20 protein-coding genes, 2 tRNA genes and 3 rRNA genes are annotated in these 25178 nt (G+C 33.0%); 21 read left to right on the forward strand and 4 right to left on the reverse strand.

Features of this window, described 5'->3' with window-relative positions:
- Window positions 1-55: 55 nt before the first annotated feature.
- The 7 genes from AB8B23_RS02645 to AB8B23_RS02675 all read left to right on the forward strand — a co-directional run bounded on the left by AB8B23_RS02645 (window position 56) and on the right by AB8B23_RS02675 (window position 7826).
- Complete coding sequence (locus AB8B23_RS02645) at window positions 56-1291, forward strand: D-alanyl-D-alanine carboxypeptidase family protein (protein WP_021742959.1); 1236 nt, start codon at window positions 56-58, stop codon at window positions 1289-1291.
- Window positions 1292-1374: 83 nt separating this feature from the next.
- Window positions 1375-2157 (forward strand): glutamate racemase, encoded by a 783-nt coding sequence (gene murI / locus AB8B23_RS02650; protein WP_021742960.1) that lies wholly within the window; start codon window positions 1375-1377, stop codon window positions 2155-2157.
- A gap of 42 nt (window positions 2158-2199) precedes the next feature.
- Window positions 2200-2838 carry a Holliday junction branch migration protein RuvA gene (gene ruvA / locus AB8B23_RS02655; protein ID WP_021742961.1) on the forward strand — a complete coding sequence of 213 codons (639 nt, stop codon included), beginning with the start codon at window positions 2200-2202 and terminating at the stop codon, window positions 2836-2838.
- A gap of 192 nt (window positions 2839-3030) precedes the next feature.
- Window positions 3031-4542, forward strand: a 16S ribosomal RNA gene (locus tag AB8B23_RS02660).
- A gap of 115 nt (window positions 4543-4657) precedes the next feature.
- Window positions 4658-7561 (forward strand): 23S ribosomal RNA (locus AB8B23_RS02665).
- Window positions 7562-7624: 63 nt separating this feature from the next.
- Window positions 7625-7737 (forward strand): 5S ribosomal RNA (rrf, locus tag AB8B23_RS02670).
- The 16S, 23S and 5S rRNA genes sit together here with 1 tRNA gene alongside, the layout of an rRNA operon.
- A 12-nt stretch (window positions 7738-7749) precedes the next feature.
- A tRNA-Asn gene (locus tag AB8B23_RS02675) sits at window positions 7750-7826 on the forward strand.
- A gap of 21 nt (window positions 7827-7847) precedes the next feature.
- Here the strand turns inward: AB8B23_RS02675 and AB8B23_RS02680 are convergent.
- Both AB8B23_RS02680 and AB8B23_RS02685 read right to left on the reverse strand, forming a co-directional pair.
- On the reverse strand, window positions 7848-7982 hold the full coding sequence (locus AB8B23_RS02680) for a hypothetical protein (RefSeq protein WP_021745040.1): 135 nt from the start codon (window positions 7980-7982) through the stop codon (window positions 7848-7850).
- A 450-nt stretch (window positions 7983-8432) separates the two neighbouring features.
- Window positions 8433-8717, reverse strand: coding sequence for a hypothetical protein (locus AB8B23_RS02685; RefSeq protein WP_369713032.1), 285 nt, complete (start codon window positions 8715-8717; stop codon window positions 8433-8435).
- Between the two features lie 734 nt (window positions 8718-9451).
- Here AB8B23_RS02685 and AB8B23_RS02690 point away from each other — a divergent pair.
- The 10 genes from AB8B23_RS02690 to queA all read left to right on the forward strand — a co-directional run bounded on the left by AB8B23_RS02690 (window position 9452) and on the right by queA (window position 21223).
- Window positions 9452-9916 carry a transposase family protein gene (locus AB8B23_RS02690; RefSeq protein WP_369713290.1) on the forward strand — a complete coding sequence of 155 codons (465 nt, stop codon included), beginning with the start codon at window positions 9452-9454 and terminating at the stop codon, window positions 9914-9916.
- Between the two features lie 148 nt (window positions 9917-10064).
- Window positions 10065-10202, forward strand: coding sequence for a hypothetical protein (locus AB8B23_RS02695; RefSeq protein WP_021743325.1), 138 nt, complete (start codon window positions 10065-10067; stop codon window positions 10200-10202).
- Window positions 10203-10330: 128 nt separating this feature from the next.
- Window positions 10331-12799, forward strand: coding sequence for a helicase C-terminal domain-containing protein (locus AB8B23_RS02700; RefSeq protein ID WP_369713291.1), 2469 nt, complete (start codon window positions 10331-10333; stop codon window positions 12797-12799).
- 57 nt (window positions 12800-12856) lie between these two features.
- Window positions 12857-14905: an HD family phosphohydrolase gene (locus AB8B23_RS02705; protein WP_369713292.1), complete on the forward strand. Its 2049-nt coding sequence runs from the start codon at window positions 12857-12859 to the stop codon at window positions 14903-14905.
- Window positions 14906-14927: 22 nt separating this feature from the next.
- The gene (gene ybeY, locus AB8B23_RS02710) at window positions 14928-15389 is read left to right on the forward strand and encodes an rRNA maturation RNase YbeY (RefSeq protein ID WP_369713293.1); all 462 of its coding nucleotides are present in this window, start codon (window positions 14928-14930) and stop codon (window positions 15387-15389) included.
- A 301-nt stretch (window positions 15390-15690) separates the two neighbouring features.
- Window positions 15691-16506: a diacylglycerol kinase gene (locus AB8B23_RS02715; RefSeq protein WP_021743321.1), complete on the forward strand. Its 816-nt coding sequence runs from the start codon at window positions 15691-15693 to the stop codon at window positions 16504-16506.
- Between the two features lie 219 nt (window positions 16507-16725).
- A complete protein-coding gene (prfA, locus tag AB8B23_RS02720) occupies window positions 16726-17808 on the forward strand; it encodes a peptide chain release factor 1 (RefSeq protein WP_021743320.1) in 1083 nt (360 codons plus the stop codon).
- On the forward strand, window positions 17801-18943 hold the full coding sequence (gene prmC / locus AB8B23_RS02725; RefSeq protein ID WP_369713294.1) for a peptide chain release factor N(5)-glutamine methyltransferase: 1143 nt from the start codon (window positions 17801-17803) through the stop codon (window positions 18941-18943). Before prfA ends, prmC begins: the two co-directional genes overlap by 8 nt.
- Before the next feature lie 85 nt (window positions 18944-19028).
- The gene (locus AB8B23_RS02730; RefSeq protein ID WP_369713295.1) at window positions 19029-20105 is read left to right on the forward strand and encodes a hypothetical protein; all 1077 of its coding nucleotides are present in this window, start codon (window positions 19029-19031) and stop codon (window positions 20103-20105) included.
- A gap of 95 nt (window positions 20106-20200) precedes the next feature.
- On the forward strand, window positions 20201-21223 hold the full coding sequence (gene queA, locus AB8B23_RS02735) for a tRNA preQ1(34) S-adenosylmethionine ribosyltransferase-isomerase QueA (protein ID WP_369713296.1): 1023 nt from the start codon (window positions 20201-20203) through the stop codon (window positions 21221-21223).
- Between the two features lie 174 nt (window positions 21224-21397).
- Here queA and AB8B23_RS02740 read toward each other — a convergent pair whose 3' ends face one another.
- Entirely contained in the window at window positions 21398-21895 is a 498-nt protein-coding gene (locus AB8B23_RS02740) for a TlpA family protein disulfide reductase (RefSeq protein WP_369713297.1), read from the reverse strand.
- Window positions 21896-22137: 242 nt separating this feature from the next.
- Here AB8B23_RS02740 and AB8B23_RS02745 point away from each other — a divergent pair, with 242 nt between their 5' ends.
- The 3 genes from AB8B23_RS02745 to AB8B23_RS02755 all read left to right on the forward strand — a co-directional run bounded on the left by AB8B23_RS02745 (window position 22138) and on the right by AB8B23_RS02755 (window position 24278).
- The gene (locus AB8B23_RS02745; RefSeq protein ID WP_369713298.1) at window positions 22138-23148 is read left to right on the forward strand and encodes a YiiG family protein; all 1011 of its coding nucleotides are present in this window, start codon (window positions 22138-22140) and stop codon (window positions 23146-23148) included.
- 108 nt (window positions 23149-23256) lie between these two features.
- Window positions 23257-23709, forward strand: coding sequence for an OmpA family protein (locus tag AB8B23_RS02750; RefSeq protein WP_369713299.1), 453 nt, complete (start codon window positions 23257-23259; stop codon window positions 23707-23709).
- A gap of 113 nt (window positions 23710-23822) precedes the next feature.
- Entirely contained in the window at window positions 23823-24278 is a 456-nt protein-coding gene (locus AB8B23_RS02755; RefSeq protein ID WP_369713300.1) for an OmpA family protein, read from the forward strand.
- Between the two features lie 281 nt (window positions 24279-24559).
- Here AB8B23_RS02755 and AB8B23_RS02760 read toward each other — a convergent pair.
- Window positions 24560-24635, reverse strand: a tRNA-Thr gene (locus AB8B23_RS02760).
- Window positions 24636-24785: 150 nt separating this feature from the next.
- On the opposite strand from AB8B23_RS02760, the gene AB8B23_RS02765 reads away from it, so the two are divergent.
- The gene (locus tag AB8B23_RS02765; RefSeq protein ID WP_021770288.1) at window positions 24786-25043 is read left to right on the forward strand and encodes a SemiSWEET family transporter; all 258 of its coding nucleotides are present in this window, start codon (window positions 24786-24788) and stop codon (window positions 25041-25043) included.
- The last annotated feature ends 135 nt before the right edge of the window (window positions 25044-25178 follow it).

Consider the following 25178-nt stretch of genomic DNA (forward strand, 5'->3'; position numbering starts at 1 on the left):
ACACTTTAGTTAAATTTATTATTTAGATAATGGAAAGAGGTTAAAAGGAATAAAAATGAAAAAAAAATTAAAAATTGGCAAAAAAAGTAAAAAAATAGTTATGGCTGTAGCATTTTTGACAGTTTCAGCTCTATCATTTTCCAATGGAGAAGATTATTATGATTATAAATCACTTTTGATTGGAGATGTTAATGGAAATATTGTAAAGGAAGATAACAGTTTGGCTATAAGGCCTTTGGCATCGGTAACCAAAATTATGACATCAATCTTAACATTGGATAAAATAAAAGATGGAACAATTTCATATGATGACAAAGTGACAGTTTCATCAAAAGCGGCTTCAGTTCCATATGGAATAAAGCTTATAGCTGGAAAACAATATACAGTAAGGGATTTATTAAAAGCGACTATTATAAAGTCATCAAATAATGCAGCGTATGCACTTGCTGAATACGTAGGAGGAAATGTACCAAATTTTGTACATTCGATGAATGAGAAGGCAAAAAACTATGGATTAAATTCATTGAGATACTGCTCTCCACATGGGTTGCCACCTAGTTATACAGGTTCATGTATGGATCAAGGAAATGCAAAAGACCTATATAAGCTTGCTCAAATAACATTAAAAGACTATAGTGAATATTTAAATTTTTCAAAAAACAAGACAGATTATGTAGATAATGGAAATACAAAAGTAACTTCCACAAATAGTTTGTTAGGAAATGTGCTAGGAGTAGACGGTATAAAAACAGGTTATCATAATGCTGCTGGTTCCAATATAGTTTTAACTGCAAACAGAGGTAATGATAGAATGATTGCTATTATTCTTGGCTCAAACAGAGCAAAGGATAGAAACGCTATTGGAGCCAAGGAAATAAATGATTATTATGCCAATGGACATGTAAGAAAAACAAGTATGAATAATAATAACACAAGACATGTTGAAAACAATGATACTAGTAGCGCAGAGACTAGTAAAAATTCTAAAGGAAATAATAAGGTAGAGCAATTTTTTAATATGATTTTTGGAAAAAATCATAACAATTCAGCTGGTAAAAAAATGAAAATAATAAATAAGAATGATGTCGTGGCTACAGCGACAATAGAAGATGTTAAGTATAATCTTTATCCAACAAAGGATGTAGAAATAACAGCAACTGAGCGACCAAATCTAACTTATTCAGTAAATCTTAATTCCGGGATTACTAAGGAAAGTCGTGGAAAAATCGTAGGAACATACATTGCAACTGATGGAACATTGACTTACAGCGGAGAATTGATTATGAAATAATATAAACTAAGTTTGTTTATCATAGTTTAATTTTAATCAAAATTAGACTTTTTTAATCCTAAAAGAAGAGAAAGGAGACTAAAATGTCTATCGGTGTATTTGATTCAGGAATTGGTGGACTTACAGTCTTAAAGGAAATCAGGAAAGTATTGCCAAATGAGAGGATATATTATCTTGGAGATACAGCAAGAGTTCCTTATGGCGAAAAGACGAAGGAGCTTATAATCGGATATTCGAAGGAAATAGTTGAATTTTTACTAGAAAAAGGGGTAAATGCTATCGTAGTTGCTTGTAATACTGCTACAGCACTTGCCTTGAAAGAATTGAAAGAAATTTTTAAAGTACCGATTATCGGAGTGATAGAAGCTGGAGCAAGAACGGCAATAAATACGACAAAAAATAGAAAAATAGGAGTTATAGGGACAAAAGCAACCATAAAATCTGGTAAATATGAAGAAGAAATAAGACACTATAGAATAGATGTAGAAATCTTCCAAAAAGCATGTCCACTTTTTGTTCCAGCAGTAGAAGAAGGAATTTTGAGTGGAAAATTGGTAAATCAGATAATAAAGACTTATCTTGATGATTTTAAAGAAAAAATTGATACATTAATATTGGGATGTACTCATTATCCACTTTTAAAAGATGCAATTAATAAATTATATCCTGATATAGAAATAGTAGATCCAGCAAAAGAAACTGCATTAGATTTAAAAGACATTCTTAAAAAAGAAAAATTATTAAAAAATGATGCTCCTAATGAAAAAGTAAAATATTATGTTACGGATGGTAAGGAAAAATTTAAAAAAATAGGAATTATGTTCTTAGAAGAAAACATACAGAAAGTGGAACTAATAAGATTATAGTAATCCTATAAAATAATAAATTTTAGTAAAAAAAGGAGAATAATGTTTGAATATATTTCTGGAAAATTAACAGTAAAAAAAATTGATTACGTTGCTATAGATGTAAATGGACTAGCTTATAAGATTAATATTTCTTTAAAAACATTTGAGAAAATAGACAAAATAGGAGATATAGAAAAGTTATACATTTATACAAATGTTAAAGAAGACGATATATCTTTGTATGGCTTCAAAACACAAAATGAGCGTGAACTGTTCAAAGCGCTGGTAAGTATAAGCGGAGTAGGACCAAAACTTGCAATTGCAATACTTTCAACATTTAATTTAAAAGAAATCATAGATATTGTTACAGAGAATGAATCAAAAATTTTTACCAGAGTTCCAGGATTAGGAATTAAAAAAGCTCAGAAAATAATTTTAGATTTAAAAGATAAAGTGAAAAAACTGGATATAATAGAAACTATCGAAGAAAATAGCAATATATTAAATGGTAAGTTAATAACAGCAGAAATTTCAACTTCGCATATTATATCAATGAAAGAAGATTTGAAATTAGCTCTCGAATCTTTAGGCTACACAAACACCGATGTCTCAAAATGGATCACAGATAATGAATTGGGTAAAATAAAAAATATAAGCGACGCCATAAAAATAATTTTGCAAAAAATTCAAAAAAAGTAGTTGACAAAAGGGAGTGATTGTGGTAATATATATCTTGTCGATACGAAAAAGGTATCACAGGACAATAGAAAATAAGAATAGAAGAAGCAATAATGTGTAATAGATAAAATAAAAGTCAAGAGTATATATTTTAGTAGAGTAAGATATGAACTTGTCAAAACTAAGGTGAAATAAAATATATTTATGATATATTGAATGAAGAGTTTGATCCTGGCTCAGGATGAACGCTGACAGAATGCTTAACACATGCAAGTCTTTGGCGAAGCTGTGCTTGCACAGACTAGCCAAGGCGGACGGGTGAGTAACGCGTAAGGAACTTACCCTGCAGACAGGGATAACAGATGGAAACGACTGATAAGACCTGGTATTGTCAGGCTGACGCATGTCAAGCCTGATGAAAGGAGACGCTGCAGGAGAGCCTTGCGTCCTATTAGCTAGTTGGTGGGGTAATGGCCTACCAAGGCGATGATAGGTAGCCGGCCTGAGAGGGTGAACGGCCACAAGGGGACTGAGATACGGCCCTTACTCCTACGGGAGGCAGCAGTGGGGAATATTGGACAATGGGGGCAACCCTGATCCAGCAATTCTGTGTGCACGAAGAAGGTTTTCGGATTGTAAAGTGCTTTCAGCAGGGAAGAAGAAAGTGACGGTACCTGCAGAAGAAGCGACGGCTAAATACGTGCCAGCAGCCGCGGTAATACGTATGTCGCAAGCGTTATCCGGAATTATTGGGCATAAAGGGCATCTAGGCGGCCCTGTAAGTCTAGGGTGAAAACCTGCGGCTCAACCGCAGGCTTGCCCCGGAAACTACAGGGCTAGAGTACCGGAGAGGTGGACGGAACTGCACGAGTAGAGGTGAAATTCGTAGATATGTGCAGGAATGCCGATGATGAAGATAGTTCACTGGACGGCAACTGACGCTGAAGTGCGAAAGCTAGGGGAGCAAACAGGATTAGATACCCTGGTAGTCCTAGCTGTAAACGATGATTACTGGGTGTGGGCATGAAGAGTGTCCGTGCCGAAGCAAATGCGATAAGTAATCCGCCTGGGGAGTACGGCCGCAAGGCTGAAACTCAAAGGAATTGACGGGGACCCGCACAAGCGGTGGAGCATGTGGTTTAATTCGACGCAACGCGAGGAACCTTACCAGATCTTGACATCCTGCGAATGCCCGTGAGAGCGGGCAGTGCCTTTGGGAACGCAGAGACAGGTGGTGCATGGCTGTCGACAGCTCGTGTCGTGAGATGTTGGGTTAAGTCCCGCAACGAGCGCAACCCCTATCGTTAGTTACCATCATTAAGTTGGGGACTCTAGTGAGACTGCCTGCGAAGAGCAGGAGGAAGGTGGGGATGACGTCAAGTCATCATGCCCCTTATGATCTGGGCTACACACGTGCTACAATGGCCGGTACAGAGAGCAGCCAGGCGGCAACGCTGAGCGAATCTTGAAAGCCGGTCCAAGTTCGGATTGAAGCCTGCAACTCGGCTTCATGAAGCTGGAATCGCTAGTAATCGCAGATCAGCAATGCTGCGGTGAATACGTTCTCGGGTCTTGTACACACCGCCCGTCACACCACGAGAGTTGTCTGCACCTGAAGCTGCTGGTCCAACCGTAAGGAGGAAGGCATCTAAGGTGTGGATAGTGATTGGGGTGAAGTCGTAACAAGGTATCCGTACCGGAAGGTGCGGATGGATCACCTCCTTTCTAAGGAGAAATAAACACAGCTTCTTCTTATATCTTCTATGTTTTATATTAGGACAATGAGAAATGAATAGTAGGTAAAAGATTACAATAAAACTAGAGTAAAAGTTATTCTGGAGAAAAAGCTAATAAGGGCACACGGAGGATGCCTAGGCAACAGTAGCCGATGAAGGACGTGATAAGCTGCGATAAGCCAGGAGGAGATGCACATAATTATTGATCCCTGGATTTCCGAATGGGTAAACCTACATATCTGAAGGATATGTGTGAAAACGGTAAGTCCGCGAACTGAAACATCTAAGTAGCGGGAGGAAAAGAAAGTAAAAACGATTCCCTAAGTAGCGGCGAGCGAACAGGGAGGAGCCTAAACCGTGTCAGTGCCAAGCGGACAGCGTTGCTGGCACGGGGTTGAGGGACTTCCATTAACGGATTGTCATAATGTTTAAGCTGCATGTGTGTAAGTGGAACCAGCTGGGAAGCTGGACCAAAGAAGGTGATAGTCCTGTAGAACATAAAACATATGCTGTGACTGGAAGCACCCGAGTAGCGTCAGGCACGAGGAATCTGGCGTGAATCAGCGTGGACCATATCACGCAAGGCTAAATACTACTGTTGACCGATAGTGAAGAGTACCGTGAGGGAAAGGTGAAAAGAACCCTGAGCAAGGGAGTGAAATAGAATTTGAAACCGTGTGCTTACAAACGGTAGGAGCACTTTATGTGTGACTGCGTGGATTTTGGTTAATCATCCTGCGAGTTATGATTAGTGGCAAGGTTAATAAAGTGGAGCCGAAGGGAAACCGAGTCTTAATAGGGCATTAAGTCGCTAGTCATAGACGCGAAACCTAGTGATCTAGGCCTGTCCAGGCTGAAGCTGAGGTAAGACTCAGTGGAGGGCCGAACTCACCGCCGTTGAAAAGTTGGGAGATGAGATAGGTCTAGGGGTGAAAAGCCAATCGAACTAGGAGATAGCTCGTTCTCTCCGAAATGCATTTAGGTGCAGCCTTGATATTAAGATATGCGGGGGTAGAGCTCTGTATGGTCTAGGGGGCGTATTGCTTACCGAAATCAAGCAAACTGCGAATACCGCATATTAATAGTCAGGAGTGAGTCCGTGGATGACAAGGTCCTCGGACGAGAGGGGAACAGCCCAGACCGCCAGCTAAGGTCCCTAATTATGTCTAAGTGGGAAAGGAGGTGGATATTCACAGACAACCAGGAGGTTGGCTTAGAAGCAGCCATGCCTTGAAAGAGTGCGTAACAGCTCACTGGTCGAGAGTATCTGCGCCGAAGATGTAACGGGGCTAAGACATAAACCGAAGCTGCGGAGGCGTTTTTACGCCTGGTAGGAGAGCGTTCTGTAGGCCGTTGAAGAGACGCCGTAAGGCAGTCTTGGAGGTATCAGAAGTGAGAATGCAGGAATGAGTAGCGAGAAGGCGGGCGAGAATCCCGCCGGCCGGAAGTCCAAGGTTTCCAGGGGAAGGTTTGTCCGCCCTGGGGGAGTCGGGACCTAAGCATAAGCAAAAATGTGATGGCGAATGGAAAACAGGTTAATATTCCTGTACCGCTGTTATCGCCTGAGAGACGGAGTGACGCAGGAAGGTATGCGGGAAGGCTGACGGAATAGCCTTTCTAAGGGCGTAGCATGGGCATGCAGGAAAATCCGCATGCCTAAATGTGAGACCTGATGGGTAAGTGCATCTGCATAAGCTGCAGATCCTACACTGCCGAGAAAAACTTCTATCGATGAGAAGCAGCGCCCGTACTGTAAACCGACACAGGTGGACAGAGTGAGAAACTTAAGGCCGACAGGATAACTCTAGCTAAGGAACTCTGCAAAATGGCCCCGTAACTTTGGGAGAAGGGGTGCCTGATATACCTGATGGGAGAAACACCCTGAGGGGAAACAGGCCGCAGTGAAGAGTCCCAAGCAACTGTTTACCAAAAACACAGGTCTATGCTAAGCTGAAAGGCGACGTATATGGGCTGACACCTGCCCAGTGCCGGAAGGTTAAGAGGAGGGTTGAGAGACTCAAATTGAAGCCCCGGTGAACGGCGGCCGTAACTATAACGGTCCTAAGGTAGCGAAATTCCTTGTCGGGTAAGTTCCGACCTGCACGAATGGTGAAATGATTTGGGAGCTGTCTTGGCTGGAGACCTGGTGAAGTTGTAATGCCGGTGAAGATACCGGCTACCTGCAGTAGGACGGAAAGACCCCGTGGAGCTTTACTGTAGTTTGGCATTGGGTTCTGGCTGCATGTGTATAGGATAGTTGGGAGACTATGAAGCCAAGGCGTCAGTCTTGGCAGAGTCGCTGTTGGAATACCAACCATATGCCGTCGGAATTCTAATCTGGAAACGGAGACAGTGCTAGATGGGCAGTTTGACTGGGGCGGTCGCCTCCCAAAGAGTAACGGAGGCGTTCAAAGGTTCCCTCAGGCTGGATGGAAATCAGCCTAAGAGTGTAAACGCATAAGGGAGCTTGACTGCAAGACTGACGGGTCGAGCAGGCACGAAAGTGGGAGTTAGTGATCCGGCGGTTCCGAATGGAAGGACCGTCGCTCAACGGATAAAAGCTACCCCGGGGATAACAGGCTGATACTTCCCAAGAGTCCATATCGACGGAAGTGTTTGGCACCTCGATGTCGGCTCGTCTCATCCTGGGGCTGGAGAAGGTCCCAAGGGTTGGGCTGTTCGCCCATTAAAGAGGCACGCGAGCTGGGTTCAGAACGTCGTGAGACAGTTCGGTCCCTATCCACTGCAGGCGCTTGAGTACTGAAAAGATCTGACCTTAGTACGAGAGGACCGGGTTGGACAGACCTCTGATGTATCAGTTGTCACGCCAGTGGCACGGCTGAGTAGTCACGTCTGGAACGGATAACCGCTGAAAGCATCTAAGCGGGAAGCCGGCTTTGAGATGAGTACTCGCAGTATCCATGGAGAACACATGGTCGATAGGCCAGAGGTGTAAGCGTAGTAATGCGTTTAGCTGACTGGTACTAATATTACATATGCTTTTTAGGTAGTCTTTTACTTCTACTATTTATTTCTCATTGTCTTAGTTCATACAATTTAATCTTACATAGTTTGGTGATCATAGCGGCAGGGATACACCCGGTCACATTTCGAACCCGGCAGTTAAGTCTGCCTGCGCCTACGATACTTGGATTCGTCCCGGGAAAATAGGAAGTTGCCAAACTTTTTTCTTTGCGTCTCCGTAGCTCAGCTGGTTAGAGCATCTGACTGTTAATCAGAGGGTCGTTGGTTCAAGTCCAACCGGGGACGCCATTTTTTTGTTCAAAAAGGAATTCAGTTTGATTTATATCTCTTATCTGCTCTTCCCTTCAAATATATATCTTTATCCTTCTGATAAATTTCTTTCTGAATGACAGTTCCAGTGTCGATATTGCTAATTTCCTTAAAATATGCTGCATTTTTGTTCAATGTCTATTTTCTTAATGAAAAATCTTCTGTCTTTTTCTTAAATTTTATCTATCCATACAATGTTCTGGAATTTATGTTGAATTGAAATGATGTTTTTGTTTTTCCATAACCTTTTTCATATATCGTAATACTATTATATTTTTAGGTCATTTTATATTGGCTTCACTATTACTGCTCTTACAAATTCCTCTACTCCTCCTGTTATATTGATTATCTAGTATCTTCTCTGTTTCTGTTTTTTCCGTCTACTTCCGTGGTTAAAATTGATACACCTATCTCCCCTACTTCTTTCAATTCCTTATTTCTTTTGTATAGTAATATTCCCTTGTTTTCTCTCTTCCGGCTATATTTTCTTTCGTTCTTTATTTTTTTCTGTATCCTTTGTAATTATAGCTTCTTTTTTTGAAGTATTCTGATTACCTTTTACTTGAAGAGAGAAATGCCCATCTTCTACTCTATCTTTCTTATGATTTCTTTTTGAGTTCCTATTGTAGCTATGCATTCTTTTATTGAGATTTTATCAAGCAGGCGTAATATCGCTTCTATCTCATTTTCTTTTCCTTCAGTTGCTACTTGTGAATAGCATATCCCATCTTCTTTTGAATATGTAGATGCTATATCTAATGAACTATTGTTTTTATTTTTCATCCTGTTTGATAAATTCCCGTTAATGTTCAATATCCTTCTTATTTTTTTATCTTTCCCAGAAATTTTTAGTTCCATCCATTTTGTCAAAAAAACTTCTATAATTTCAAGCCTATTGTAGCATGACTCTTTGAATAGTCATGTGAAGGAACTCCAAGTATCTTTTTAATGCTTTAAGATACAATTTCTCAAATTCTTTAATTTTCAATATTTGTAAGTATAGCAAAAATAATAATTACAACAATGTCACTTAACTTGTATTTTATTTTTGAAGTTTATCGCTTGTTCTATATTTGAGTAAAATTCTTTTAGATTTTGACTATCTTCTGACATTTTTATCAGTTTCTTTCATCAGTAATATTATATCTCTTTTTTCAGATTTTTTTCATGTGTTTGTCGTGATTTATAGCAAAACTTATATAAAAACGTCCTAGAAATATGGTATAATAATATTACAGCATACAAAAAAATTACAGAAAAAGAATTTTAAATTTTTATTTTGAGAATGGAAAGACAAAAACGTTATTTCAATTCAATATAAGTTCCAGCATATTGTATGGCTGGATAAAGTTCAAGAAGGATACAGGAGACCTTTCATAAAAGAAACGGTTATTTCTGTTTTGTTTGATAAAATAGTTCAGTTTTAAATAGGTTTTATTATATATTAGACCTGTTCGACAACCTTGCCTTTGAATACGTCGTTGCAAAAAAGTATCATCTGTGAGTGTGTTAAATAGGGTGAGAACACACTGATAAAAACGGGGAGTTTTCCTTGCCTAAAAAGAGGGAGCTTGTCAGGGACACTGAGATAGAGGTTGTACTGGTTGACACTACGGAATGTGAGATTGAGCGTCCTAAAAAAACAGCGGAGATATTACTCAGGAAAAAAGAAAAAGCACACGATAAAGGCTCAGATAGCGGCAGACGAAAAAGATATGAGGATACTTAACGTCTCATTTTCACATGGAAGCGTTCATGACTTTAAGCTGTTCTGCAAAAGCTACGTGCATCTTTTAAAAGATGTACTTTTAATTGCCAACAAAGGATACATAGGTATGAATAAGATACACAGTAATAGCTTGATACCTGAAAAATCGACAAAAAGGAATAAATTAACTAAAGAAGATAGAAAATACAATTCAACTATTTCAAAGCGGAGAATCTACATAGAGCATGTGAACAGGTATATCAAGAAATCCAGGATAGTGTCTACACGTTACAGAAAGAAGAGAAGAAAATTTGCCCTGAGATTTTCGTTAATTTGTGCAATTTATAATTTTGAACTATAGGTTGTCGAATTGATCTTAGAAAATAATCTGGCAAAAATATTAGAAAATGACCAAAATCTGAAAGAATTAGTAATAAACATTATTAAAATAGAAGAAGTAATATTTTTATCTTCAGGTAAAAAGAAACCAGAAGGATTTAAAAGAAAAGATGGAAGGGTATCTTGATGATAATGAATTTAGAAAGAAATTAAAGAATGAGAAAATTATAGAAAGAAAACAGAGAGGAAGGCTAGAAACAAAGAAGTATTATATAAAGAAATATTTAAAATTATTTTTTGAGATATAGGGGATCTTGTTAAAAAATAGAGAAATACAAAAGAAATAACTTGAAGTATTTATGTGTTTATTGAGTTTTTTTAAGAAAAGTTGAAAAAAAGCCTATTATATAGTAAAATCTTTACTATAGGAGGAAAGATGAAAATTGCTGAATTTATTAGTGCGAAAGCAATGGAGAGTATGCGTCTCGGAATTAGCGAATCTGGCGGAAATGAAGTGTTTTTTCGTGGAATTCCTGATGAAGAAGGAATAGTTTCTGAGGTAGAAGTTATTGCAAGAGGAAATTCCAGTTCTGTTGCTGCATTATTAAATATGATGAGAAAAAATGAAGTTATAATACATAATCATCCATCTGGAGTGTTGATTCCGTCAGATGAAGATGTAAGTATTTCCAGCATGTATGGGGAAGTTGGGGGAGCTTCATACATTGTGAATAACGCTGTGGATGATATTTATGTGATTGTACCTTTAAAAGAATTTATAAAGATAGATATAGATGAATATTTTGGGGAGAATGGAGTTATTCATAAGAATTTTGGTAAATTTGAAGTGCGGCGTGAACAGTATGAAATGGCGAAATTAATTGAAAATAGCATGAATGAGAATAAGAAGCTGATAGTTGAGGCAGGAACTGGTACAGGAAAGACAATAGCCTATTTATTACCTACGTTACTTTATGCTATTGAAAATAATCTGAAAGTGATAGTTTCCACAAATACGATTAATTTGCAGGAACAGCTTGTTAATAAGGACATTCCGCTTTTAAAAAAAATTATTAATGAAGATTTTAATTATCAGATTGTGAAAGGGCGTGGGAATTATCTTTGCAAGAGGAAACTTTATAATATAGATGTTGCAGAGAAAGAAACAGATACGGAAGAGGAAAAAACTGAAAAAAATATTATAAGAAATCTTATTGACTGGGATAAAAATGTTACGAGGACAGGTGACAGGAATGAGCTGAAATACGAGATTTCAAACAGTATCTGGGAAAAAGTGAATAGTGAAGCGGATATGTGTAAAGGAGTAAAGTGTCCATATTATTCAAAATGCCACTTTTTTAATGCTAGAAAAAATGTTGCGGATGCAACACTTCTTATTGTTAATCACCATATGTTCTTTGCAGATTTAGCAATTAGAAATCAGACAGGATTTTATACAAATTATTCAATTTTACCAAATTATGATATTGTTGTTTTTGATGAGGCTCACAATATAGAAGATACGGCTCGAAATTATTTTACTTTTGAAACGTCAAAAATATCATTTGGACGGCTTATGGGGAATATTTATAATAGACGTGTTGTAAATTCCAGCAATGGTGGGGCTATTGTAAGATTAATGACTTATCTGAACGAAAGTCTTTCAAGTGAAGAATATGAGAAAGTCGATGAATTGAAGGAAGATGCTATTGCAGAATTGAATATATTTTACGATAAGGGAATAGATATTTTTGATAAATTGATATATCTTTTTTCAGAAAATAATAACAACAGGGAAATCAAAATAAAAATTGATAAGCAGAAAATGCAAAGTAATAAGGCTTTTCGTGAAGTTATGGAAATTAATAGCCAATTTAAGGAAAGTTATGGAAATTTAGTTATAAGAATTAATAAGTTTTTAAATACAGTGAGCAATTATAATTTGGAAGATAAAGAGGGGTTTTTATTTGAATTTTCAAGATATTATGAAAGATTGAAGCAATATTATAAGAAATTTGAGTTTATTCTGGAAGGGAAAGAAGAAGGGTATGTTTACTGGGCTAATGTTACTACAATTCGTCCAAATGTAAAATTATATGCTACTCCTTTCGATATTTCAGATGAACTGAATGATAATTTGTTTACAAAAATGGATAGGATGGTTTTTACTTCAGCAACACTTGCTGTTGACAATAAATTTGATTATTATAAAAAAAGTATTGGTCTTATGAAGGAAAATCGCAGGAAAATAGACGAAAGGATTGTAAAATCGCCATTTGATTACGAAAAACAAATGAAAGTTTATATTCCAGAAGATGCACTTGATCCAACAAATATCGAATTTTTAAGGGATTTAGAAGAATTTATTGAAGGTGTAATAAAAAATACGAAAGGGCATTGTTTTTTATTATTTACTTCATATAGTGCTTTGAATTTTTTGTACAATCAGTTAAAATCACGTTTCTCAGAAGAGGAATATACGCTTATAAAGCAAAATGATTTTCCAAGGCATGAAATGATAGAAATATTTAAAAATTCTAAAAATCCAATATTATTTGGGACAGACAGTTTTTGGGAAGGTGTAGATGTACAGGGGGAACAGCTGCAATCAGTAATCATCACAAAACTGCCGTTTAAAGTGCCAAATGACCCTGTAACTGAAGCGATTATTGAAAACATTAGAAAAAATGGACAGAACCCGTTTAATGACTATCAAGTTCCGCAAGCCGTAATTAAGTTTAAGCAGGGAGTTGGAAGACTTATTAGAAGCAAGACTGATAGCGGAAATATTATAATTCTAGATAACAGAATAATAAAAAAAATGTATGGAAAAAAATTTTTATCGGCTTTGCCAAGAAACAAGGTAGTTGAAAGTAAAAGTGAAATTTTAAAAAAGATGAAGTAATAGAGTATTGTAAAAGCAAAAAGGGAGTTTTATAAAATTTAGGAAAGGAAAGGGAAAATGAGAGTAAATATACTAGGGCGAGAATTTGTTTTTGAAGTGAAGGAAAGAAAGACTAAAAACAATGAAACACAGTATAAAGTCAAAAACAAGTTCATGTTCAGATTTATTATTTTAACAATAATATTTATGATATTTGGAATAATTATCGAAATGTCAAGGTTAAATGTGAACTATGTTGTTGGAAGCATTGCAAAATCTGATATTGTGGCTTATAAAAATGTATCTTATTTTATAGATATTTTGGACGACAGCATTGAAGAAAAAATAATGAAGACGACACAGCCTGAATTTGATAAAATAAAGGATGTGAATAGAGAAACTATAATTTTGCTTAACAAATTTTTACGTGATGTACGAAATTTATCTGATGAGGCAACGATTAAAGGGTATATAAAGGATAATAAGTACACATTTTCGGTTGAGGATATTAAGGAAATAAAGGCAAGAACTGAAAATGTTGAGTATTCTGTAAATCTAACGGACATTATATCAGAAATTTATAGTGATGGAATTTATAAAATGGAAAATCTTTCAAAAATAATACGAAAAAAAGATATAAAAGCAGATAATCTGGATATGAAAGTTCTGCAAAATTTTATGAAGCCAAATCTGGTTATTAATGAAGAGGCTACAAAGAAAAAAATTGCAGATAATATGATGTCGTTAAGGGATAAGGAAATTAAAATTTATAAAGGAGACATTATTGTAAAAAAAGGTGAAACTATCGATTCGGATGCACTTTTAAAACTTGAGAAATTAAATTTAGTAAGAAATGGAGATAAATTGAGGAAAATAGTCGGACTTGCTTCTACATTCTCGCTTCTTATGATACTAATTTACTATTTGCTTAGAAAAAATGTAAAAAAAATTGTAGAATCGAAGGCATTCTATCCGACACTTATTACAATAGTATTTGTAAATGTTTTCTATATTTTATTTTTAAATAACGAGTTTTTTATTTATTTGCTTCCATTCGCAATGCTTCCTATTATAACAACAATTTTGGGAAATAGAACGTATGCAATTATTTTGACATTTTCAAATATGGTTATCTTGTCAAGAGAAGAATCGTGGTTTTTAGTTACAATAGCAGTTTCACTAGTTGCAGTTTATAAGGCTGCAAATCTTGTGAGTAGAAGTGATATTGTAAAATTGAGTTTCTTTTTAGGAATATTTCAGGCATTGATGGCATTTAGCTATGGATTAGTCAATCAGTCAAGTTTTGGGTTAATTATGTTAATGATAGTGTTTTCAGTATTTTCAGGAATTTTAACTGGAATGGTGTCACTTGCGGCTCTGCCATATTTTGAAGATTACTTTGAAATTCTGACGACAATGAAATTACTAGAATTAAGTGATTTTTCACATACCTTGCTTAGACAGCTTCTTATGAAAGCACCAGGAACTTTTCATCATAGTATAATGGTTGGGGCTCTTGCGGAAGGAGCGGCTGAAAGTATAGGAGCAAATGCTACTTTTGCAAGAATTGCCTCATATTATCATGATATAGGAAAAATGAAGCGTCCAGAATTTTTTGTGGAAAATCAACGGGATGGAGTTAATCCCCATAATAAGATAAAACCATCATTAAGTGCATTAATATTGACTTCGCATACAAAAGATGGCTATATTATGGGAAAAGAGAATAAACTGCCAAAGGAAATATTGGATGTAATACTGCAACATCACGGTACAACGCTAACACAATATTTTTATTACAAAGCACTAGAAAGTGGAGAAGAAGTTGTGGAAAGTAATTTTAGATACAGCGGGCCTAAGCCAAAAACAAAAGAATCAGGAATAATCCTTCTGGCAGATACGGTAGAAGCGGCAACAAGAACGCTTGAAAATAAAAGTGAAGAAGGAATCAAAAACTTTATCAGGTATTTGGTAAAATCTAAAATTGAAGACAAGCAGTTAAGCGACTCCGACTTAACTTTGGGAGAGATAGAAATTGTAGTACGATCATTTATAAATACACTGCAAGGTGTTTATCACGAGAGGATAAAATATCCAAAAATGGATGAAAAAGCTAAAAAAAATTAAAAATATAAAAATGGAGAAAATTATGGTAGAAATAGATATAACTTATGATATTGAAAAAATTGACAATTTTTTTGATGAACCTAAAATAAATGAATTTGTGAGCTATATTCTAAAAAATGAATATAAAGAAGAATTTGATAAAAATGAATACTATCTTTCATTATTAATTACAACAAATGATGAAATTCAGAAAATAAACCGTGAGTATCGACAAAAAGATATTCCAACTGATGTAATTTCCTTTGCCTATAATGAAACTGAAAACTTTGGAGTAGTAAATATGTTAGGTGACATTGTAATCTCAATAGAGCGTGTAAAAGAGCAGTCTAGCGAATATAGGCATTCTGATGAGCGGGAATTTTATTATGTATTATGTCATGGAATGCTGCATTTACTTGGATACGATCATATTGAAGAGGAAGATAAAGTTGTCATGAGAAGAAGAGAAGAAGAAATTTTGAGTAAATTTAACTATAATAGATGATAAATTTATATAAAATCCTCTTGGAAAATAGAAACTGTATTAAAAACAATAAGTTTTAATTTCTTACTAAAGTATATAATTCAGAACTTATTGAACATTCGCCATTTAAGTGAAAAACAGTATTAATAAAAATTATCAAGCAAAATTGTAAGGGCATAGCATTTGATAAACTTACGTAAAAAAGTATAAAAAAATAATTATTAATGAAATAATGTAAAAATAGAATGTTAATACATTCTATAAAAATAAAAAAATTAATACTTAAATTAAAATCTATTGAAATTAGAAAGGAGTAAAAATTTTGGGAGAAAAAAATAAAAAAGAGAAGAAATCAATTTTTGGGTTATTTCATAAAAAAGATAGATACAATTGGGACATTAAAAAAGAGAGGGCAAGAGATAAAAGGCTTGTGGACAGTTTTAATTTTGCGATTGATGGGATGATCTCGGCATTGCAGAACGAAAAACACATGAAAGTACATATACTTGCTGCAATTGTTATTGTGATTTTAGCAATTCTTATAAATGCAAGTAAGGTAGAAATCCTTATAATTTCATTGTCGGTGTCATTTGTAATAATTACAGAACTTATAAATACAGCAGTTGAGGCACTTGTGGATTTGATTTCGCCTGAACGTCATCCTCTTGCAAAATTAGCTAAGGATGTGGCGGCTGGAGCAGTTTTAATTGCTGCGATTAATGCACTTTGTGTAGGTTATCTGCTATTTTATGATAAATTACTGGATATTTTTGACGGCACAAATAAATTGCATGTTATTGCAGGAAGAAAAGGGAATATCTCGATTTTAATATTAATTCTAGTTGCAATCCTTGTGATTGTTCTTAAATCGTTTTTTCAAAAGGGAACACCACTTGAAGGTGGAATGCCAAGTGGACATAGTGCGATAGCTTTTTCAGCATTTGGAATACTTTTATTTATGACTTCAGATGTGAGAATATTGATATTAGGCTTCTTTATGGCTGCATTAGTTGCACAGAGCAGGGTTAAGTCTGGAATTCACAGTATTAGAGAAGTACTGGCTGGAGGATTGCTTGGTTTTTCAGTTTCGTTTATTATATTGTTTGTAATGATGAAATTTGGAATTTTATATAATTAAAAATTGAAAAAAGTTAAAAAATGTGTTATAATAACTGTTGGTAAATATTATTATAATAAAATAATTTTATAAAAATACCGCTTTAAATTTGGGCCTAAAACCTATAATTATAATTAGTTATATGGATTTTAGATTTCAATCAGTTTTATCAAATCTGATTTTTAAAAAGTTCAAATATAATATAAAAAATAGGAAAATTTAGGAGTTGAAAAATAAATTATGTTTCAAAAATTAGACGATGTTGTCTTAAAGCATAAAGAACTTACAGAAATGCTTATGGATCCTGAAGTTGTTTCAGACCCAAAGAAAATTATGGAGTATAATAAGGCTTTAAACAGCATTGATGAAGTTGTTCAAAAATATACATATTACAAAAATCGTAAAGAGGAAATGGAAAGCCTAAAAGAAGACTTGAAATCTGAAAAAGATTCAGAAATGAAAGAAATGATGCTTGAGGAAATTCATTCAATTGAAGAAGAAATTCCCCATCTTGAAGAAGAATTAAAAATTCTTTTACTTCCAAAAGATCCTAATGATGATAAAAATGTTATTATGGAAATCCGTGCTGGAGCGGGTGGAGATGAAGCGGCATTATTTGCAGCTGATATTTTCAGAATGTTTACAAGATATGCAGAAAGAAACCGTTGGAAAACTGAAATCATTGATAAAAGTGAAATCGGTGTTGGTGGATTGAAGGAAGTAACATTCTTAATCAAAGGAAACGGAGCGTATTCAAGATTAAAATTTGAAAGTGGAGTTCATCGTGTACAAAGAGTTCCAGCTACTGAATCTTCTGGAAGAGTTCACACATCTACAATTACAGTTGCAGTACTGCCAGAAATAGACGATGTAAGTGAAGTTGAAATTAATCCAAGTGATTTGAAGATTGACACATACAGATCAAGTGGAGCTGGAGGACAGCACGTAAATACTACAGATTCTGCTGTAAGAATTACTCACTTGCCAACTGGACTTGTAGTAACTTCGCAAGATGGACGTTCGCAAATAAAAAATAGAGAAGCTGCAATGAAAGTACTAGCTTCTAAGTTGTATGAAATGGAATATGAAAAACAAAGAAGTGCAGTTGAAAATGAAAGACGTTCACAAGTTGGAAGTGGAGATAGATCAGAAAAAATCAGAACATATAATTTTCCTCAAGGAAGAGTTACTGATCATAGAATTAAGCTGACACTTCATAGGCTAGATGGTGTTCTAGATGGAGATTTAGACGAAATGATAGATGCCTTAATTGCTTATGAACAGGCTGAATTATTAAAAGAAGTTGGAAGTGGAAATGAATAATTTACTGGATATATTGAATAAATCGGTTAATTATTTAGAAAAAAAAGGTATAAAAAATGCCAGATTGACAGCAGAAAGTATCATTTCAGAAGTAATGGGAATGGAAAGAATTATGCTCTATGCTGAATTTGAGCGTATGTTATCAGAAGATGACTTAAAAAAAATTAGAGAAAAACTAAACGATATAACAAATAATGATAAAAAAATATCTGATAACAATAATTTTGAAAATATAGAAAAATCTGAAAAGCAATTAAAATCACTGCTTGATAAAAGCATTTCATATCTTGAAAAAAATAATATTGATGAAAGTAAGTTAATTGCGGAAATTATATTTTCACATGTTTTAAATATTGATAGAATGATGCTTTTTACAAAGTACAGAGATGAAATTGAAAATGAAAAAATTGAAAAAATCAGATATTTTATTCAGAAAATTGGACGTGAAAAATTTCCAGTTCAGTATTTGTTAAATGAACAGGAATTTTATGGAAGAAAATTTTACGTTGATAAGGGAGTTTTAATTCCGCGTCAGGATACTGAAGTTTTGGTCGAAAAAATGATTGATATTTTGAGAAATAATATTATAAAAAATCAAAATTCAAAAGTTCATCCCAAAATACTTGATATTGGCGTTGGAAGTGGTATAATAGGAATAACAGCCGCATTGGAAATAAAGGACTCATATGTATTAGGCGTGGATATTTCTGAAAAGGCACTTGAAACTGCTGAAAAAAATAAGGAACTTTTAAAAGTTCCAAATATAAAATTTTTAAAATCAAATTTATTTGAAAATATTGAATTTAATCAGTTTGATATGATAGTGTCAAATCCACCGTATATTTCCCTTAATGAAGCAGGTATTATGTCAGATGACACTTTATTACATGAGCCAAGTGAAGCACTTTTTGCAGAAAATGACGGATTATACTTCTACTATGAAATTTGTCAGAGGGCATCTGATTATTTGACTGATTTTGGCTATTTAATATTTGAAATAGGCTACAAGCAAGGAAAATATGTCAAAGAAATTATGACAAGTTCAGGTTTTAAGAATGTTGAAGTTATAAAAGATTTAGCTGGATTGGATAGAGTTGTTGTAGGACAGAAAATTATAAATAAAATTGAAAATTAACAAAAAATATTAAATGATTCTAGATTTTTAGACACTTTACTTTAAAAATTAAGAATCATCTAATAAGAAAGAATGGAGATGAATAATGGTTAGTGATAGGAGAATTTTTAAAAAGACAGGAGCGTTATTGTTAGGATTAACATATTCAATAATATCATTTGGAAGTGAGAATATCAAAGAAGCAATTTCATCATCAGAAAGTGTCGAAAATGTAAATATGCCAAAATCTGAGCCAAAATTAGTCGCATCATCAAAAACAAATAATTCTCAGCTGGAAAAGTTAATTAAAAATCAGTATAACAATAAAAGTATTGACTTAAATGTAAATACAAGTTTGAGAAATATGCGTGATAGCGGAAGTTATGAGCGACCAAATGTAAATACTTACACAGCAAATAGAAAAACTCAGCAAGGAACTCCAGATATGAAATTATCAAAAGAGCAATTGCTGGCTGTAGCTGAAAGAATTTTTCAAAATGAAACAGGTGGAGTTAGAAATAATCTAGTAGACTGGAATGATGGAGAGAATTTCCCTTCACTTGGTATAGGACATTTTACTTGGTTTAAAGCAAGCGGTGGAAGAAGTGGATTTGGAGACAGTTTGCCAGATATGATAGCATATTATAAGCAAAAAGGTGTTAGTCTACCTAAATTACTGACAGATTTTAGATATTCTCCATGGAATAGTAAATCAGAACTGATGGCTAAAAAGGCTAGTGGAGACAAGGATATTGAAGAACTAATAGCATTTTTTGATAATACAAGAGATATTCAAGTTATGTTTATATATGACAGATTAAAGAGTTCTCTTGATAAAATGATAGAAGCGTCTTCAAATAAAGAAAATTTAAGAAATCAATTTGAAAGAATGGTAAATACTCCTAATGGACTTTATGCGTTGATTGATTATGTAAATTTTAAAGGTGAAGGATTAAAAGGTGTTTCTTCATATAATAATATAGCTTGGGGATTAAGACAAGTGCTTGAAAATATGAAAGGAACAGCAGTAGGACAAAGTGCATTAGTAGAATTTAGCAACTCTGCCAAAGATATATTGGCAAGACGTGTAAGAAATGCTCCAAGAAATGAAAGAAGATGGCTACAAGGTTGGTATAACAGAGTAGACACTTATAAAACTTTTGAAATTGGAAGAGCATATTAATATAATAATAATTATGGCAGGGAATTTAATAATTCCCTGTTTCCTTTAAAATGAATAGAAATAAAAAAAATATAGAAATAGGAGAAATAAATCAAATGAAAATTTCAGATTTTGATTTTGAACTGCCTGAGGAACTGATAGCACAGCATGCTGTAAATCCGAGAGATCATTCAAAATTATTAGTGTTAAATAAAAAAGAAAAAACATTGGAACATAAAAAATTTTATAATATTATAGATTATTTGAAAAAAGATGATGTTCTTGTAATTAACCGTACGAAAGTTATTCCAGCAAGATTGTTTGGACATAAGGAAAATGGAGTTGTCTTAGAATGCTTTCTTTTAAAAAGATATGATATGTATACATGGGAAGTTTTGCTAAAGCCTGCCAAAAAGCTAAAAATAGGACAAAAACTCATATTTTTGGAAGGAGTTTTGGAGGCGGAACTTCTAGAAATTAAGGAAGATGGGAATAGAATTATAAAATTTGATTTTGAAGGAAGATTCGAGGAAATTTTGGATAAATTGGGAGAAATGCCGCTTCCACCATATATTATGGAAAAATTAGAGGACAAAAATAGATATCAAACTGTTTATGCTAAGGAAGGTGAGTCAGTAGCCGCTCCAACTGCGGGACTTCATTTTACAAATGAGCTTCTAGACAAAATTCGTAAAAAGGGAGTTATTATTACAGAAGTATTTTTGGATGTGGGGCTTGGAACATTTCGTCCAGTACAGGTGGAAAATGTGCTAGATCATAAAATGCACAGTGAAAAATATCGAATACCCGAAGAAACTGCCAAAATTATCAATGAGGCTAAAAAAAATGGGAATCGTGTAATTGCAGTAGGAACAACATCAATAAGAACATTGGAATCTTCTGTTGATGAGAATGGAAAATTAATAGCTTCTAAGGGAGATACAAATATCTTTATTTATGGAGATTATGAATTTAAAATTGTAGATGCAATAATTACAAATTTTCATTTGCCAAAATCTACATTAATTATGTTAATTTCAGCATTTGGTGGAAAAGAATTTGTTTTTGAGGCGTATAAGAAGGCAGTTGAAGAAAAGTATAGATTTTATAGTTTTGGAGATTCGATGTTTATTTATTAAAAAATATAAATCATATCAATAAAAAAAGATTTAAATACTTACGAAATTTATAAAGTATCTAGTTTTATAAAGTAGAATAGTATAAAATTGAACTTTTTAGATAAAAAAATATGAGCTAAATTCTTAATATTTTTAAGATTAGTTCATATTTTTTATTTTTACATTTAAATAAGCTTATTTACCAGAAGAAAATAACTCGCTTAATTTATCATAAGTTACAACGCCATTTTGAATGTCTTGAATTACAGAATTCTGTATTTTTAAGTTATATGGAACGGACTTAATCTTAAAGGCATTCATTAGAGATCTGTCAAGATCATAGTATACAGGAAAAGTGAAACCATTTTCATCTATAAATTTTTTTGAATCTGATAATGTTGTATTTTTACTTATAAAAACAACGGCAACATTTACAGAATCTTTGTTTTCTTCATAGAATCTTTGAATTTCAGGAAGCTCATGTTGGCAGTATGGACACCATTCAGCAACAAAAACAAGTAATGTTGGATTTCCATTATTTAAAATTTTGTGGCTTTTTATTTTTGTTCTATTAAAATCCATAAGTTCGAAACTTGGAAGTTTTGCTCCTTTTCTTACATTAATTTCAGAATTTTTTCCATATCCGACTAAAAATGTCAGAAACATTGTAATAATAATTAATAATTTTCTCATTTTTCTTCCTTTCTATTATATTTATTTAAAAATCTTTAGATATATTATATAACATTCTTTGGAATATGTAAAATAAAATTTTTTCATTCAAATATATTATTTTTATTTGACATTATCTATAAAAATTATTATAATTATATAGATAGTAAAATAGATTTAAAACGAAACTCAAAGGAGTAAGAAAAAATAAGAGTTATTATATGGATTTAAAGTTATTTTAAATGAAGGAGTGGAGATATTATATGAAGAAAATTGGAATAATAGTGATAATAATGTCAGTTATTGTATCTTTATCACTATTGAAAAAAAAGCCAGAAGAAGAAATTGTAAAAAAACCTTCTAAAGAACAGATTATATTAGAACAGAACAAAGAGAAATATAGTAAACATATACGGTTTTATAATCGAATTTTAAATATTGATAAAGGACTTTTGTATTATTTTGAAGATGCTGGAATGGATAAAAAATTCAAGAATATACAAAATGAAGAAGTTGTAGCTGATATAGCGATAGATAAAAACTTTATTGACAAATTGAAAGAACTTTCTGAAAGTAATGAAAAAAAAGATGATATGGATAAAAAAGCGGAAGCTATAATTCCAATACTTGAAAAAATGTTACCAATTACGGATAAAATGAGAACTTATTATAAAAATAAGGAATATACAAAAGATAATTATGCAAAAGCTCAAATTTTACATACTGAGTTGCTTGCCTGTATGGATAAGTATAATCAGGTTACAGAAAGTTACAAAGAAGTATTCCAGAAAAAATCAGATGAAATTAAAAAGCTGATGATAAAAGATTATGACAAGAGAAAGCAGTATATTACGTATAATCAATTTATGTTCATCGAAGAAGGCGATCAGATTATAAAGGAAATACATAAGCAAGGGCTTGATGCAAGTGATTTTACTGCAAAAGGGAATGCAAAAAAATTCAAAAAATTGGAAGAAAAAATGGATAAAGCCTTTATAAAATTTGAAAAATCTATAAAAAATACAAAACAGCTTGGAAAAGAAGGATATAATCCTGGAGACCACAGTGAATTTATCCAGAAAGCAAATAAATTTAAGCAATCTGTAAATGTATTTATCCAAAGAATAGAGAAAAAGGAAAAAGCTTCACATTCGTCTGTAAGTGACAGTTTCTTTGCACAGACTGAGGAAGGGACACCGGAAAATGTACTTGCAAACTTCAATGAAGTAATAAAGGAACACAACAAATTATTAGCGAAAAAAACTAAAAAATAATAATTAAAACTAATTTATGAAAGAAAGATTTGATTTTATCAGATTTTTCTTTTTTTTTACAAAAATATGGTATAATTCTAGTGAAAAAAGTGTTAAGGAGTGATAGTAATGAAGAAAGCAGTTATATTTTTGGTAATGGCGGTTGGAATAAATGCAATGGCACATTTAGGAGGACCTTGTTCTGTAAGTGAGAAAAAATGTGTTGTAAGAGGATTCAAGGTAGATGGAAATATTCTGAATGAATCAGAAGCTTCTAGTATTAGGGAGATTGTTGATATATTGAATAAATATGGCAAATCTGGAACAATTGATATTATAGGATATACAGATTCTACGGGTTCACAAAGACATAATTTAAAATTATCAGAAACAAGGGCAAAAAACTTTGCAAGATTAATGAGAGAATTTGGGCTGGATAAAAGATTTTCCTTTGGAAAAATAAAAGGTGAAGGAGCAAATTCGCCTGTGGATACAGACGAAATGGTTGTGGGAAGATATAATAACCGAAGGGTTGAAATTCTTTTGAATAATGTAGAATTTGAAAATCAAGAAAATAAGTAAAATTAGAATTTTAAAGCAAAAAAGATTATGAAAAAATTAATTATACTTTTGATGATAGTAATAGATATGAGTGTACAGACAGAGGAAATTAGAAAAAAGAAGAAAAAATTAATATGGGAAATACTAATTATATTCCAGAAACCCCAATGTCAACTCAGATAAATTTTGGATTTTCGCCTTGTATTATAACAGATAGAAAATGTGTAGTTCATGGATTTAAGGTAGGTGGAGAAAAAGTGAATGAATCTGAAAGTTATGATTTGAAATACATTGCAAATATGCTTAATGTCCATATAGAAAAAGGTTCTCTTGAAATTATAGGGCATACAGATTCAACTGGTTCAAAAAAACATAATCGAAAATTATCTTTGGAAAGGGCAGTAAATGCAGCTAAATTATTGCGGGAATATGGATTAGATAAAAGATTTTCCATTGTGAAAATTATAGGAAAAGGTGGGGAAGAACCTATTGATACAAATGAAACTGTAGAAGGAAGATATAATAATAGAAGAATTGAAATCATTTTAAATGATTTGGAATATAAGGAATCAAGATTTATAAATGAATAAATATAAAATGTATTTAAAGAAATATTATAGTAAAACTAGTTTAAAATAGAACTCAAAAATTATGACTATTTTACTTAAACCCTAAATTATATAATTTCAATCAGTTCAATTTTAAATAGATTCGAGTATATTATAAATTTTTATGATTATTGTTCTTTTTGAGTTATAAAATATTTTATGATTTAATACCAAAAGTTAAAGTTGATATTTTCAAAAATAAAAAAACTATTTTATTAAAATAAAATAGTCCTAAAATTATAATATGAGTAATTTTTATAAAGTGGTGCCGCTTGTCGGACTCGAACCAACCACCTACTGATTACAAGTCAGTTGCTCTACCAGATGAGCTAAAGCGGCAAAATTTACAAAGATATTATATCGGATTTTTATTGTAATGTCAAGGGAAATTTAATTTGATTTTTTATTGTTTTTTCAAAAGACTTTGTGATATACTTTTATTGTTAAAACTTGTTAATTTTATTGAAATTTAAAAGATTGGAGAACAAAATGAGTGAAAAGAATTTAAAAATCTTAGGATGGATTGGAACATTACTTTCTGTAATAATGTATGTGTCTTATGTTCCACAAATAATGGGAAATTTGCACGGACACAAAACATTTTTTTTACAGCCTTTAGCAGCAGCAATTAACTGTACAATATGGACAAGTTATGGGCTTTTAAAGGAAAAAAAAGATTATCCTTTATCAGCAGCAAACTTTCCAGGGGTAGTCTTTGGGCTACTTGCAACAATTACAGCATTTTAGAAATTTAATTTTAAAGATTTAATATGAAAAGTTCAAAAGTTCATTTGAATGATGATTAGTCATTTTAGTGAGCTTTTTTTGTTAATTTTTTTATAAAAGTAGAAAAAAACTCATCTTTGTGATAAAATATACAAT

The sequence above is a fragment of the Leptotrichia sp. HSP-342 genome (assembly GCF_041199995.1).
GTDB lineage: Bacteria > Fusobacteriota > Fusobacteriia > Fusobacteriales > Leptotrichiaceae > Leptotrichia > Leptotrichia mesophila.

What these genes read in the sequence shown, in the direction of transcription:
- murI (WP_021742960.1), top strand. Translation starts at nt 1,375, where the DNA reads ATGTCTATCGGTGTATTTGATTCAGGAATTGGTGGACTTACAGTCTTA.
- AB8B23_RS02700 (WP_369713291.1), top strand. Translation starts at nt 10,331, where the DNA reads ATGAAAATTGCTGAATTTATTAGTGCGAAAGCAATGGAGAGTATGCGT.
- AB8B23_RS02705 (WP_369713292.1), top strand. Translation starts at nt 12,857, where the DNA reads ATGAGAGTAAATATACTAGGGCGAGAATTTGTTTTTGAAGTGAAGGAA.
- AB8B23_RS02750 (WP_369713299.1), top strand. Translation starts at nt 23,257, where the DNA reads ATGAAGAAAGCAGTTATATTTTTGGTAATGGCGGTTGGAATAAATGCA.
- prfA (WP_021743320.1), top strand. Translation starts at nt 16,726, where the DNA reads ATGTTTCAAAAATTAGACGATGTTGTCTTAAAGCATAAAGAACTTACA.
- AB8B23_RS02755 (WP_369713300.1), top strand. Translation starts at nt 23,823, where the DNA reads ATGGGAAATACTAATTATATTCCAGAAACCCCAATGTCAACTCAGATA.
- AB8B23_RS02730 (WP_369713295.1), top strand. Translation starts at nt 19,029, where the DNA reads ATGGTTAGTGATAGGAGAATTTTTAAAAAGACAGGAGCGTTATTGTTA.
- queA (WP_369713296.1), top strand. Translation starts at nt 20,201, where the DNA reads ATGAAAATTTCAGATTTTGATTTTGAACTGCCTGAGGAACTGATAGCA.
- AB8B23_RS02745 (WP_369713298.1), top strand. Translation starts at nt 22,138, where the DNA reads ATGAAGAAAATTGGAATAATAGTGATAATAATGTCAGTTATTGTATCT.
- AB8B23_RS02740 (WP_369713297.1), bottom strand. Translation starts at nt 21,895, where the DNA reads ATGAGAAAATTATTAATTATTATTACAATGTTTCTGACATTTTTAGTC.
- AB8B23_RS02695 (WP_021743325.1), top strand. Translation starts at nt 10,065, where the DNA reads ATGGAAGGGTATCTTGATGATAATGAATTTAGAAAGAAATTAAAGAAT.
- AB8B23_RS02645 (WP_021742959.1), top strand. Translation starts at nt 56, where the DNA reads ATGAAAAAAAAATTAAAAATTGGCAAAAAAAGTAAAAAAATAGTTATG.
- ybeY (WP_369713293.1), top strand. Translation starts at nt 14,928, where the DNA reads ATGGTAGAAATAGATATAACTTATGATATTGAAAAAATTGACAATTTT.
- prmC (WP_369713294.1), top strand. Translation starts at nt 17,801, where the DNA reads ATGAATAATTTACTGGATATATTGAATAAATCGGTTAATTATTTAGAA.
- ruvA (WP_021742961.1), top strand. Translation starts at nt 2,200, where the DNA reads ATGTTTGAATATATTTCTGGAAAATTAACAGTAAAAAAAATTGATTAC.
- AB8B23_RS02765 (WP_021770288.1), top strand. Translation starts at nt 24,786, where the DNA reads ATGAGTGAAAAGAATTTAAAAATCTTAGGATGGATTGGAACATTACTT.